Source organism: Merdimonas faecis (assembly GCF_001754075.1).
Taxonomy (GTDB): domain Bacteria; phylum Bacillota; class Clostridia; order Lachnospirales; family Lachnospiraceae; genus Merdimonas; species Merdimonas faecis.
Genome location: NZ_MIEH01000018.1, coordinates 521544 through 533800 on the forward strand (window position 1 = coordinate 521544; position 12257 = coordinate 533800).

Annotated in this window: 12 protein-coding genes and 1 riboswitch; of the genes, 3 read left to right on the plus strand and 9 right to left on the minus strand. The window is 49.5% G+C overall.

Going from position 1 to position 12257, the window contains the following annotated elements:
* Positions 1-16 precede the first annotated feature (16 nt).
* The 7 genes from BKD12_RS11290 to ribD all read right to left on the minus strand — a co-directional run bounded on the left by BKD12_RS11290 (position 17) and on the right by ribD (position 5811).
* Positions 17-715 (minus strand): response regulator, encoded by a 699-nt coding sequence (locus BKD12_RS11290; protein WP_070089405.1) that lies wholly within the window; start codon positions 713-715, stop codon positions 17-19.
* 2 nt (positions 716-717) lie between these two features.
* The gene (locus tag BKD12_RS11295; protein ID WP_083262933.1) at positions 718-1641 is read right to left on the minus strand and encodes a HAMP domain-containing sensor histidine kinase; all 924 of its coding nucleotides are present in this window, start codon (positions 1639-1641) and stop codon (positions 718-720) included.
* On the minus strand, positions 1599-1910 hold the full coding sequence (locus BKD12_RS11300; RefSeq protein ID WP_070089407.1) for a hypothetical protein: 312 nt from the start codon (positions 1908-1910) through the stop codon (positions 1599-1601). Before BKD12_RS11300 ends, BKD12_RS11295 begins: the two co-directional genes overlap by 43 nt.
* 403 nt (positions 1911-2313) lie before the next feature.
* Positions 2314-2781, minus strand: coding sequence for a 6,7-dimethyl-8-ribityllumazine synthase (gene ribH, locus BKD12_RS11305; protein WP_070089408.1), 468 nt, complete (start codon positions 2779-2781; stop codon positions 2314-2316).
* Between the two features lie 64 nt (positions 2782-2845).
* Positions 2846-4048, minus strand: a complete 1203-nt coding sequence (locus tag BKD12_RS11310) for a bifunctional 3,4-dihydroxy-2-butanone-4-phosphate synthase/GTP cyclohydrolase II (RefSeq protein WP_070089502.1) — start codon at positions 4046-4048, stop codon at positions 2846-2848.
* A gap of 28 nt (positions 4049-4076) precedes the next feature.
* A complete protein-coding gene (locus BKD12_RS11315; RefSeq protein ID WP_070089409.1) occupies positions 4077-4724 on the minus strand; it encodes a riboflavin synthase in 648 nt (215 codons plus the stop codon).
* A complete protein-coding gene (gene ribD / locus BKD12_RS11320; protein WP_070089410.1) occupies positions 4705-5811 on the minus strand; it encodes a bifunctional diaminohydroxyphosphoribosylaminopyrimidine deaminase/5-amino-6-(5-phosphoribosylamino)uracil reductase RibD in 1107 nt (368 codons plus the stop codon). The genes BKD12_RS11315 and ribD overlap by 20 nt, the downstream gene beginning before the upstream one ends.
* Positions 5812-5981: 170 nt before the next feature.
* A riboswitch (FMN riboswitch) is annotated at positions 5982-6099 on the minus strand.
* Positions 6100-6248: 149 nt separating this feature from the next.
* Here ribD and BKD12_RS11325 point away from each other — a divergent pair.
* The 3 genes from BKD12_RS11325 to BKD12_RS11335 all read left to right on the plus strand — a co-directional run bounded on the left by BKD12_RS11325 (position 6249) and on the right by BKD12_RS11335 (position 9194).
* Positions 6249-7340 carry a CdaR family transcriptional regulator gene (locus BKD12_RS11325; protein ID WP_070089411.1) on the plus strand — a complete coding sequence of 364 codons (1092 nt, stop codon included), beginning with the start codon at positions 6249-6251 and terminating at the stop codon, positions 7338-7340.
* A 156-nt stretch (positions 7341-7496) separates the two neighbouring features.
* Positions 7497-8618 (plus strand): glycerate kinase family protein, encoded by a 1122-nt coding sequence (locus BKD12_RS11330; RefSeq protein ID WP_070089412.1) that lies wholly within the window; start codon positions 7497-7499, stop codon positions 8616-8618.
* A 114-nt stretch (positions 8619-8732) separates the two neighbouring features.
* A complete protein-coding gene (locus BKD12_RS11335; RefSeq protein WP_070089413.1) occupies positions 8733-9194 on the plus strand; it encodes a MarR family winged helix-turn-helix transcriptional regulator in 462 nt (153 codons plus the stop codon).
* An 81-nt stretch (positions 9195-9275) separates the two neighbouring features.
* Here the strand turns inward: BKD12_RS11335 and BKD12_RS11340 are convergent, their stop codons facing one another.
* Together BKD12_RS11340 and BKD12_RS11345 are read right to left on the minus strand one after the other, a co-directional pair.
* On the minus strand, positions 9276-11726 hold the full coding sequence (locus BKD12_RS11340; protein ID WP_070089414.1) for an ATP-dependent Clp protease ATP-binding subunit: 2451 nt from the start codon (positions 11724-11726) through the stop codon (positions 9276-9278).
* Positions 11716-12084 (minus strand): UvrB/UvrC motif-containing protein, encoded by a 369-nt coding sequence (locus BKD12_RS11345; protein ID WP_141736944.1) that lies wholly within the window; start codon positions 12082-12084, stop codon positions 11716-11718. Before BKD12_RS11345 ends, BKD12_RS11340 begins: the two co-directional genes overlap by 11 nt.
* Between the last annotated feature and the right edge of the window lie 173 nt (positions 12085-12257).

The following is a 12257-nucleotide window of genomic DNA, read 5'->3' on the forward strand; positions in this document are numbered from 1 at the left end:
ATGATTTATTATGGGTTCAAACGATAGCCCGCCCCCATACCGTCTCGATGATCTGAGGATTTCTTGCGTCATCCTCTATTTTTTCTCTCAGACGGTTGATATGGACAGACACTGTAGCCGCATCAGAAATGTAATCAAATCCCCAGATCTTTTCAAACAACTCCTCTTTTGAAAAAACAATATTAGGGTTTTCCGCCAGAAAGCGGAGCAGCTCAAACTCCCGGTTTGGAAGGCGGATCTCACGTCCCTTCTTCCATACCTTCCAGGTCTTTGTTTCCACGACCACATCCTGTATTTTTAGCTTTCCGTTTTCATCAGAGGATTTATGCGCATTCTCCCGTCTGCCTGTCAGGCGTTCATACCGTTTCAGATGGGCACGGACCCTCGCCACCAGCTGGGAAGGATCAAAAGGCTTGGTTATATAGTCATCCGCCCCAAGCCCCAGTCCGCGTATCACATCCACAGCTTCCGCTCTTGCGGTTACCATCAGAATAGGAATATCTATCTCGTCCCGGATCTTACGGCAGATCGCATAGCCGTCAAGTCCGGGAAGCATCAGATCCAGAAGAACCAGGTCATAATTTTTTTCCTGGAGCACCTGGATGACTTTTCTGCCGTCGTCTATGATATCCGTCTCATATCCGTTACTTTCCAGATAATCCTTTTCCAGCCAGGCAATCTTTTCATCATCCTCCATGATCAGTATCTTTGCCATTTTTAGTCCTCCTTCGGGAACAGCAGCCGGATTTTAAATCCTCCGTCATTCTCTGCCTCCACACGTCCGTGATGCTGTTCCATAATATAATTTACTACATAAAGTCCTACGCCGCTCCCTTTTTCCTTTCTTGCCTCGTCACAGCGGTAAAACCGTTCAAAAATATGTGGGAGTTTATCCTCCGACACACCGTTTCCATGATCATTCCACTCCAGAACCACCTCCGTCTCTGTCGCAAAGACAGAGATCTCAATCTCTACCGGCCTTGTCCCGGCATATTTCATGCTGTTTTCCAGAAGGTTGTCAAAAATACGGGGAATCTGTTCCACATCCATATTGATTTCGGGCATAGCTTCCTGCCCTACTTTCAATGAAAACGTCACATTCTCTGGATCGGCCATTTCTTCTTTCTGTGCAATATAAACACTGGTAAACTCCGCCAGATCAGCACGGACCATATGAAAAGGCATCTGCCCGCTCTCGATTCTCGAAAACTCAAACAGCTTCTGAAGAAGCACATTCATCTCCCTGGTTGAATCATATGCGGTTTTCAGATACTTTTCCTGCCTTTCTTTCGTATCAGCCACCCCGTCCAGTACCCCTTTGATATATCCCTGGATTGACGTCAGAGGTGTACGCAGATCATGGGAAATACCTGTTACCATATCGGTTCTGGCTTTCTCATTTTTCTCCCGCTGTTTCTGATTTTTCAAAATGGTGCGCTGCATATCATTAAAGCTTTGACATACACGTTCAAATTCCGCCTCGCCCTGATAATCGATCTCCTCTTCCATATTCCCGTCCTGGATCCGTTTTGCTCCATCTACCAGAAGCTCCACAGGCTCAAGCACTACCCGGTTCATCCTGCGGGTAAAAAATGCCGCTAAAAGAAGAAGAACAGCGATCGCAACAGCTCCGCGACACATACCGCCGCCAGGAATATTGAGAACGGACTCGTAACCGAGGTTATAAGCCAGTTTTCTTCCGGGAAATGTGCCGCTACGAGACGGGCATCCTGCTCAGGTATGTATTTCTCTACTACGGTTGCTTTTTGAAAGGTAAAGATATTGACCTGGCCATTTCCTTCCTCTTCCTGCCGGAAATACTCCGCAAGATCATGCATCTGTCCGCTGTTATCCCCGGAAATCACCTGTCCGTCTGCAATCATAGCCGTATCATAGCCCCAGGGTTCCACCTGGGTGCGGATATCTTTTGGCGTTCCTGCCGACTCCTCCTTAAGGACGGCCGCAACCTCTTCCGCATGGTGGATAAAATCACCACTCTTGAGACAGTCCTGAAATCAAAATTAGATTTTATCAAGCCAATTCTCGATACCTGCGAAAAAGATAAAAAGGACAAATCCGAATAATCTGCAAGGGCTATCACACTAAATAATTAGTGCGGCAGCACTTTTTTGCAGAGAATAAGAGCCAGGTCTGTGCAAGGCCTGGCTCTTGGTGTAAAATTTATTTATGCGACTAAATAAACTTTTACAGAAAGATTATACTCTATCTTCTCTGTACTATCAAATCAAACTTCCGCTGGATATGGAAATTTTGATCCCGGCAGATGATCCTGTCCACGTTCTGTGACTTTTCTTAGTCTTCTATTTCCCTGATCAGATTCACCATCTCAATGGCGCTTAACGCACAGTCATATCCTTTATTTCCTGCTTTTGTTCCGGCTCGTTCGATCGCCTGCTCGATATTTTCTGTGGTCAGCACACCAAACAGCACCGGAATATCCGCTGCGAGAGAAACCGAAGCGATTCCTTTTGACACCTCGCTGCACACATAATCATAGTGGCTGGTACTTCCCCGGATGACTGCTCCCAGACAGATCACGGCATCATATTTCCCGCTTTTTGCCATCTTAGAGGCGATCAGCGGGATTTCAAATGCCCCCGGCACCCATGCCACATGAATATCCTCCTCCTTTGCCTCATGGCGCTTCAGCCCGTCCAGCGCCCCTGCAAGAAGCTTTGATGTAATAAACTCATTAAATCGTGAAGCTACGATTCCTATCTTTATTTCTCTTGCTACCAGATTTCCTTCCATAGTTTTCATATAATTCCATCCTTTCTGTCTATTTCCTTAATTTCATTCTTTTCATCTTCCCCGAAATCCTGGATTATCTGTACTTCAGCATATGCCCCATCCGCTTTTGCTTTGTTTGCAGATAAAATATGTCATACTCTGTGGCACTCATCTGTATCGGTATCCGCTCGGTAATCTGCATTCCAAATTCCTTTAGCTGGTAAACCTTGTCCGGATTATTGGTCAATAGGCGAAGGCTTTTGGCCCCCAGATCCTTCAGGATCTGAGCCCCGATATAATATTCTCTTTCATCTGCGGCAAATCCCAGGGCAAGATTGGCATCCAGCGTATCCATCCCCTGTTCCTGCAGTTCATAGGCTCTCAGTTTATTGATCAGCCCGATACCGCGGCCTTCCTGCCGCATATAAAGCAATATTCCCCGGCCTTCCTTCTCAATCTGTGTCATTGCCGCATGAAGCTGCTGTCCGCAGTCACAGCGAAGGGAGCCGAACGTATCTCCGGTCAGGCACTCTGAATGGACACGGCATAAAACCTCTTCTCCGTCTCCGATTTCTCCTTTGACTAACGCAATATGATGCTCACCGTTCAGCCGGTTGACATATCCATAAGCCGTAAAATCTCCATATTGGGTCGGCATCCTGGTGACGGTCACCTGATCCACAAGCTTTTCATGGCATTTGCGGTACTCCTTAATATCCCGGATCGTAATAAAAGTTATCTGCCATTTCTCCGCCAGTTCCTTTAGCTCCCGGGTTCGCATCATTGTACCGTCCTCCCGCATGACTTCACAGCATAAGCCACATTCTTTCAGCCCTGCCAGCCTGCAGAGGTCCACGGTTGCCTCCGTATGTCCTTCCCGCTCCAGCACGCCGTTTTTCTTTGCCAGCAGTGGGAACATATGTCCCGGCCGTCGGAAGTCTTCCGGACGGGCATCTTCTTCTGCACATTTCATAGCTGTCACTGAACGTTCTGCCGCTGAAATGCCTGTGGCTGTCTCCACGCTGTCGATGGACACTGTAAAGGCTGTCTCATGATTGTCCGTATTTTCCGTTACCATTTGAGGCAGCTTAAGCTTTCTTATATATGATTCGGCCATAGGCATACATATCAGCCCTTTGCCATGCACTGCCATAAAATTAATGTTCTCTGTAGTCGCAAATTCTGCGGCACAGATAAAGTCTCCTTCATTTTCTCTGTCCGGATCGTCTGTTACCAGAATGATCTTCCCCTGCCTGAGATCCTCAAGCGCTTTTTCAATCGTGTCAAATTGAAACATTCCTTTCCCTTCTTTCTGCAATATGTTTTTAAAACCCACATCGGAGAAGAAACTCCTCCGTTATAGCACTCTCCGGCTTTTTGGCTGTTGAACCCCGGATCAGTTTCTCTATATATTTCCCGATGATATCTGTCTCCAGATTGACCATATCTCCCGGCTTTTTTCCCCTAAGTGCCGTCTCCCTGCTGGTATGCGGTATGACTGAGACAGAAAACCAGTCATTGCCTGTCCGGGCTACCGTAAGACTGATCCCGTCAACAGCGACGGAGCCTTTCTCTACTACAAGACGCAGAAGTTCTTCTTCTGCCTGGATGGTATACCAGACCGCATTATCATCATTCTCGATTCTTACTATGTTTCCTGTGCCATCCACATGGCCTGCTACAATGTGTCCGCCAAACCGTCCATCTGCCGCCATCGCCCGCTCCAGATTGACCCGGCTTCCCGGAACCAGATTTCGGAGTGCAGAGCGGCTCAGCGTCTCATGCATTACGTCTGCATGGAACATCCCGTTTTCAAGCCCCGTTACTGTCAGGCAGACTCCGTTTACTGCAATACTGTCTCCCACTTTCGTCCCTTCAAGGACTGTCTCTGCCTGGATAGATATTACTGCCGAATGTCTGCCCTTCTGGATCTTTTTTATGCGTCCGGTTTCCTCAATGATCCCTGTAAACATCTCTGTCCACCATTCCTTCCATCAGATAATCTTCTCCGATTTGTCTTATCTTTATCTCCTTTATCTTTACCGCCTCATCCGGATCAGCGCATCCACTGCCCTCCACAGGTGTCTTTGCCTTTGCACCGCCGAAAAGCTTTGGCGCCATGTAGCAGAAAACCTTCTGCACAATCCCCGACCTCAGAGCAGACCAGTTTAAGGTACCTCCGCCTTCCAGGAGGATGCTGTCGATCTCCATCCTGCCCAGCGTCCTCACCAGCTCCTGAAGATCTACCCGACCGTCCGCTCCCGGAACTGTCAGAACCCGGCATCCCTTATCCTGATATACTCCACACCTGGACGGGTCCTTGCAGGCTGTTGCCAGAATCGTAGGCACTTCCCCGGCTGTCTCTATAAGCCTGGAGTCCAGCGGAGTCCGCAGCATAGAATCACAGATGATGCGAACCGGATTTTTCCCGCCTCTGATCCGGCAGGTAAGACTTGGATCATCAGCAAGCACTGTTCCCATTCCGACCATGATCCCGCTGTATTGCTGCCTTAAGCGCTGTACATGTTCCCTTGCTTTTGTCCCGGTAACCCACTGGGATTTTCCTGTGTAAGCTGCAATCTTTCCATCCATTGTCATGGCATATTTCATAGCCACATAGGGCTGTCCGGTACGGATATAATGGAAAAAAATCTGGTTCAAAGCATCACAGGCCGCTTCTTCTACATGCTCTGTCACCTCCACTCCGTGCTCCCGTAAAATGCGGACACCTTTTCCTGACACTTTAGGATTGGGATCCGACGACCCGATCACTATTCTCCGGATCCCTGCCTCCAGAATCGCTTCCACGCAGGGTGGCTGTTTTCCATAGTGACAACAGGGCTCCAGTGTCACATACATGACTGCTCCCGTCGGAGACTCCCTGCAGCTATCCAGTGCATTTCGTTCCGCATGTTTTTCCCCGTATCTTAGATGATACCCTTCTCCTATAATCCGCCCGTTTTTAACGATCACCGCTCCTACCATCGGATTCGGAGATGTCCATCCCATCCCCTTTTCTGCCAGCTTAAGCGCCCGCCGCATATATGCTCCGTCATCCATTTTTTCCGCGCCTCCTTACCCGGTCATTTTCCCAAAAGAAAAAGCCCTGAAAATTTATTCAGGGCAAACATCACATCATTATACTTACACCAAAGACCGTGGAAAAATAAAAAACTCTGGAACTGTTATATTCCAGAGCAGCATTCTTGCACCACATCACATCGTGTATCCTGTATCTTCTTCCATCCAGACTTTAACTGTCGGCCCCGGAATTTCACCGGATCATGCCTGTTACGGCTCGCGGGCTTTACCGCCGGTAGGGAAACGATCCCTGCCCTGAAGACTTTTTATTCATTTCTGGTACATAGTATACAGAACTTATCCACAGTTGTCAATCCAAAGCGCAAATCCTTTGTTTTATATGCCAATTTTAATTGACTTTTACAGAATAAACATGGTATTAGTAACATATATCATGGAAAACAGGAGGCATAACGATGAATGTCATCAGTTCGAAAACCGCACAGCAGATCGTCGATACCGTTAAAGAATTTTGCGGATATGATATTAATTTTATCAATGAAAAAGGTATGATACTGGCCAGCACAGACACCTTGCGTATCGGTACCTTCCATGAAGGCGGCATGGCTGCCCTGAAAAATGGTGAATCGCTGGAAGTCTTTCAGGATGATGCTTTCCACGGCACACAAAAGGGCGTAAATATTCCGGTACTTCAGGATGGAAAACCTTCCGCTGTCATCGGGATCAGCGGAAATCCGGATGAAGTGCGCTCTTACGCCCGGCTGGCAGAGCGTATCACCCGGTTGATCCTGCGTGAACAGGAGCTTAACGCTGCTGCCCGTACTTCCACTGAACGGAAAAATTATCTGATCCAGTCCCTTTTAAACGGCAGTCCGGAAAATCCCGGTTATCTTCTCCGGCTTCTAAAAGACTTTGGCCTGGATCCGGATTCTCCAAAGAAGATAATCCTGATACGCCTGAACTCCAAAAACAGCAGCGGTTCCATCTCCTATGCCGAATCCAGGATCCAAAAACTCTGTGATACCCTCCAGGGGACGGTCTTCTGTTACCAGTACCCCTGTGATTTTATCCTCCTTGCCGATGCTTCCTGCATAGAACAACACTTCTCTTTTCTGGAACACTTTGCCTCTCAGGAGCAGAATGTTCTTTGCATCGGTGTCGGAAAAAGTGTTGACCTCTACCAGGCGCAGGCTTCCTATGCCACTGCTCAGATTGCTCTGGAAAGCCTTTCCTTATCAGAAACGAATCTGTCCCGGTTCGATCAGCTGACACTGGAGATCCTCCTTGGCTCCGTGTCTTTGGAGGGACGCCAGGAATTTCTTGCCAGATCCATCGGCTCTTTATCTTCCGACGATAAGCATCTCCTTCGTATGTATTTCGAAGAGGACTGTTCTCTCTCCCATACGGCAGAAAAACTGTTTCTCCACAAAAACACCCTGCAGTACCGCCTGGACCGGATCCGCAGGAATTGTGGATTTGACCCGCGAAAATTTAAAGATGGCGTGATCCTCTATCTGGCACTCCGGCTTTCATCCTCTGCGCCTTAACTGCTATTACTTTGGTATATATAACATATAATTTGTAAATCTGTTTATATCTTTGTCTTATATGACATATCTTCCACATTAATTTTCTTCTATACTGGATACAGTAAGATATGTACATTTCCAAAAAAGTGTAGAAAAAGATTGGAGGCATTTTGTATGAAAATCGTAACTGCTATTGATTCCTTTAAGGGCAGCATGACATCCATCGAAGCCGGACATGCTGCCAAAAAAGGAATACTTGCCGCTCACCCGGACGCCCAGGTGATCATAAAACCACTGGCCGACGGAGGTGAGGGAACCACCGATGCCTTAATCGAGGGGCTGAACGGAAAGCGGATCCCCCTTACCGTTACCGGCCCATTCGGTGATCCTATCTCCTGCTATTACGGCTATCTTCCAGAGACCTCTACCGCTGTTATCGAAATGGCGGCAGCAGCCGGAATCACACTCTCCGACAGGCATGACCCGCTTACCGCCACCACCCGCGGCGTGGGAGAAATAATCCTTGATGCTGTCCGCCGTGGCTGCCGGGATTTCATCATCGGCATAGGAGGCAGCGCCACGAATGACGGTGGCATCGGGATGCTCTCTGCTCTGGGATTTTCCTTCCTCTCTGAAAATGGATCCGATGCCGGGGAGGGCGGACAGGCACTTGGAAAAGTCTGCTCTGTGGACATCTCCGGTCAGGACCCGAGACTTAAGGACTGCCGTTTCCGCGTTGCCTGTGACGTGACAAACCCGCTCTGCGGCAAAAACGGCGCTACTTATATTTATGGTCCACAGAAAGGGGTCACAGAGGATATGAAGGAACCTTTGGACCAGGCCATGTCACATTATGCCAGGGTCTGCGCCTCTTTTCTTGGAAAGGACTGTTCACTAGCAGAAGGAGCCGGAGCCGCCGGCGGCCTGGGATTTGCCTTCTTAAGTTTCCTGAACGCCCGGCTGATCCCCGGGACCAGCCTGATCCTGGAGGCAGTCGGCCTGGAAGAGGAATTAAAGGATGCCGACATTGTCATCACCGGAGAAGGCCGTCTTGATCATCAGACCGCTATGGGAAAGGCTCCCGTAGGTGTCGCTTCACTGGCAAAAAAATATGGCGCTAAGGTCATCGCCTTTGCGGGCAGCGTTACCGCCGATGCCACCGCCTGCAACGACGCTGGGATTGACGCCTTCTTCCCCATCGTCCGAGGCGTCACTACACTGGAAGAGGCCATGGATCCCGCAAACGCCAGGGCCAACCTGGCTGCCTGTGCAGAACAGGTTTTCCGGCTCCTCTAACGTCGGCTCCTGTTTCCGCATTTTTCCTTGAATTTGTGAGAAAAGTGCGTTATACTTAGGACACACATTTGGTTAAGCATTTAATTATTTAGTGATAGCGATAAGGAGTTTGGCATGAAAAACAGTCTGTGGGAAGAATTTTTTCAATCGATGATGTGTTTTAAGAAGCTGGAATCTGCATTTTCTCTGGAATGTGAGATGCAGATGAATGAAATGGCCATTCTCCAGGACATTCTGGGCGGATGCAGCTGCAGCGAAAAGGCCTGTACCAACCTGGATGTGCCAAAGATGCAGGAACAGCTTAAGATTTCCAAGCCAGCCGTTTCTTATATTCTGAACACTCTGGAAAAAAAGCACTACATCGTCCGTGAAATCGACGCCCATGACCGGCGCAAAATCTCCATCAGCACCACACCGGAGGGACGCTCGGCTGCCATGCACTCCAGGGAGCGGTGTGAAGCCGTCTGGACGGAGCTCCTGGAAAATTTCGGCGAGGACAACATGCGTACCCTTATTGATCTTCTTAATACCTTAAACGAACTGTCCTGCAGTCTTGGACTGGACAAAAAAAAATAAATCGTTAAGAAAAGCGGCTGTCTCTGATTTTCGGGACAGCCGCTTATATTTTGTCTGTGTTTTGCAGTTTTATCTATATTATTACAGTTGATATGCCGCTTCCTTCGGCCTTTCGCTTAAGAAGATCTCCTCTCCGTCTCCTTCCGCCACCAATTCCTTCTCCGGATCAAAGTCCTCTTTCAACAGCTGATCTGCCACCAGATTCTGCAATGTGGACTGTACCGCCCGCCTGAGCGGCCTTGCCCCAAAGGCCGGATCGAATCCTTTTTTCGTCAGGATATCTACAGCCTCTTCTGTAACCTTCAGATTGATTCCCTGTTTCTTAAGCCGTCTGGAAAATTCGTCCGTCATGTGTACGGCGATCCTTCGGATCTCTTCCTCGCCCAGCTGATGGAATACAATGATCTCATCTAACCTGTTTAAAAACTCCGGCTGGAAGGTCTGTTTTACCTCTTCAATGACACGGCTCTTGATCGTTTCTTCTCTCTTAGCCCTTTCTTCCTGTCCGGACTGAATGAATCCCAGAGATTTCTTCCCAAGGATATCCCTCGCTCCTACGTTAGAGGTCAGGACAATGATCGTATTCTGGAAGCTGACCGTCCGCCCCTGTGAGTCAGTGAGACGTCCGTCATCCAGGATCTGCAGCAGTGCGTTCCATACATCCGGATGGGCCTTCTCAATCTCGTCAAACAGCACGATGCTGTAAGGATGTTTCCTTACCTGCTCTGTCAGCTGTCCGCCCTCTTCGTGACCTACATATCCCGGCGGAGATCCGATCAGCTTGGAAACTGTGTAGGATTCCATGTATTCAGACATATCCATGCGGATCATGGCCGTCTCGTCCTGGAACATGGCTTCTGCCAGTGCCCGACAAAGCTCTGTCTTCCCTACGCCTGTGGGGCCGAGGAATAAAAAGGATCCAATAGGCCTTCCCGGATCTGCCACGCCGGTACGTCCCCGCCGGATGGCTCTCGCTACGCTTCTGACCGCCTCGTCCTGTCCAATGACCCTTTGCTTCAGGGTCTCTTCCAGGGTGCGAAGCCTCTCCTTCTCAGTCATGGTCAGCATGGTCACCGGGATTCCCGTCCAGGCTGAGACCACGGCTGCGATATCCTGTGCATCTACCTTATGGCTCTGCCCTTTCTGCCAGGCCTCCTGTCTCTGCTTCAGATCCTGCTCCATAGCCCGCTGCTGATCTCTCAGTCTGGCCGCCTGCTCATATTCCTGGGCGTTTGCGGCCTTCTTTTTCTCACGCGAGATGGCTGTGATATTGTCTTCCATTTCCTGCAGCTCTCCCGGGACGGTCAGACTCTTTGTCCGTATCCTGGACGCCGCTTCATCCAGAAGGTCAATGGCTTTATCCGGCAGGAAACGATCCTGGATATAGCGGTCTGACAGCTCTGCCGCCGCCTGTACCGCCTCGTCTGTGATGGTAAGGCCGTGGAATTCCTCGTACCGCTTCTTAAGCCCCCTCAGAATCTCCACCGCGCCTTCCACGTCCGGCTCCTCCACGGAAACCGGCTGGAATCTTCGCTCCAGCGCTGCATCCTTTTCAATGTGGCGCCGGTACTCGTTCCGGGTAGTCGCTCCGATGATCCGTAAACTTCCTCTTGCCAGCACAGGTTTTAAGATATTCGCGGCATCCAGTGCGTCGCTTGCACCGGCGCCCGCTCCCATGATCGTATGCAGCTCATCCAGGAACAGGATCACATCCTCCTTTTTCTCTGCTTCCTCTAAGAACTTCTGAATCCGTTCCTCGAAATCTCCCCTGAATTTGGTACCGGATATCATTCCCACCAGATCCACTGAGACGACCCGTTTATGTTTGAGGTTCATAGGAATATGTCCGTCAGCGATCCGCTGAGCCAGACCTTCGATAACAGCCGTCTTACCTACGCCTGGATCACCGATGAGCACCGGGTTATTCTTGGTGCGCCGGGACAGGATCTGCACCAGACGTTCCACCACATCCTCCCGGCCGATCATCGGATCAAAACCTCCGTCTTCTGCCACTTTTGTCATATCCCTGCCGAATTTCTCCAGCATGGATTCTTCTGCCTCCTGCTCTGTTTCTGTCTGTTCCTCTTCACTTCCGATTTCTTCCAACTGATCCATCTCCTTTTGCACCATTTCTCTTTGCACGTCCATAGACTGCAGAAGCTGTGCTGCCGCACACTGATCCGCCCGCAGGATTCCGGCAAGCAGATCCACCGGCTCTACCTTTTCCCGGTCCCTCTCCCTTGCCGCAAGAGACGCCTGATACAGCACCTCGTCCGCCTCCCCGGATACCTGGATCGCCCGGGAGTGTATCTGTGTCACACCGCCGTCATAGCGGCGGACATACTCCTCCAGAAGCTTCTCATCCAGCCCGCAGTTCTCTAAGGCACGGCCCGCGAAGCCCCCTTCTTTTGCCAGGGCCCACAGGAGATGCTCGCTCCCCAGGAAACCATGGCCCATCTTTGCCGCCAGCTTTAATGCCGTCTGAAAGATATGCAGAGCTTTTTGGCTGTAAAGTTCCAGATTAACCTTCATGGGAACACACCTCCTTTTCCATTACGGCTATATCATCCCGAAGCTTTGCCGCCTCCTCATAATCTTCCCTGCCGGCTGCTTCTGAAAGCCGGGCGCGCAAAAGGGAAAGTCTCCGCCTCTTCTTCAGATCCTCCGCAGCATCATCCGGAAAGGCCCGCTCTCCATAGCGTCTGGGCTCCGGCCTTCCCGGCCACCAGCCAGAATAATTCCGGAAAGTCTCCGCCTGTCCGGATGCCACCGCCTGCTGCCACATCCGCTGCAGGCAGTCGTCACATACAGAAATCTGATAAAGGCCGCCCATATAATTAAGATAGAACACCTTATCGGCTTCATTTTTATTACAGAATTGACATTTCATAGGAAAAATCACCCCTTTATCTCTTCATATATATAAAAACATTAATAGTTAAGTTTTTAATAATATAATCCAAAACAATAGAAACGTCAATATATTTGAACTTATTTATACTTTTTTAAGGATTTGTACGCAATTGGGGACGTACACTTTTTGCGTTGGTGTACGTCCCCAAT

What these genes read in the sequence shown, in the direction of transcription:
- BKD12_RS11290 (WP_070089405.1), bottom strand. Translation starts at nt 715, where the DNA reads ATGGCAAAGATACTGATCATGGAGGATGATGAAAAGATTGCCTGGCTG.
- BKD12_RS11295 (WP_083262933.1), bottom strand. Translation starts at nt 1,641, where the DNA reads ATGTGTCGCGGAGCTGTTGCGATCGCTGTTCTTCTTCTTTTAGCGGCA.
- ribH (WP_070089408.1), bottom strand. Translation starts at nt 2,781, where the DNA reads ATGAAAACTATGGAAGGAAATCTGGTAGCAAGAGAAATAAAGATAGGA.
- BKD12_RS11310 (WP_070089502.1), bottom strand. Translation starts at nt 4,048, where the DNA reads ATGTTTCAATTTGACACGATTGAAAAAGCGCTTGAGGATCTCAGGCAG.
- BKD12_RS11315 (WP_070089409.1), bottom strand. Translation starts at nt 4,724, where the DNA reads ATGTTTACAGGGATCATTGAGGAAACCGGACGCATAAAAAAGATCCAG.
- ribD (WP_070089410.1), bottom strand. Translation starts at nt 5,811, where the DNA reads ATGGATGACGGAGCATATATGCGGCGGGCGCTTAAGCTGGCAGAAAAG.
- BKD12_RS11325 (WP_070089411.1), top strand. Translation starts at nt 6,249, where the DNA reads ATGAATGTCATCAGTTCGAAAACCGCACAGCAGATCGTCGATACCGTT.
- BKD12_RS11330 (WP_070089412.1), top strand. Translation starts at nt 7,497, where the DNA reads ATGAAAATCGTAACTGCTATTGATTCCTTTAAGGGCAGCATGACATCC.
- BKD12_RS11335 (WP_070089413.1), top strand. Translation starts at nt 8,733, where the DNA reads ATGAAAAACAGTCTGTGGGAAGAATTTTTTCAATCGATGATGTGTTTT.
- BKD12_RS11340 (WP_070089414.1), bottom strand. Translation starts at nt 11,726, where the DNA reads ATGAAGGTTAATCTGGAACTTTACAGCCAAAAAGCTCTGCATATCTTT.
- BKD12_RS11345 (WP_141736944.1), bottom strand. Translation starts at nt 12,084, where the DNA reads ATGAAATGTCAATTCTGTAATAAAAATGAAGCCGATAAGGTGTTCTAT.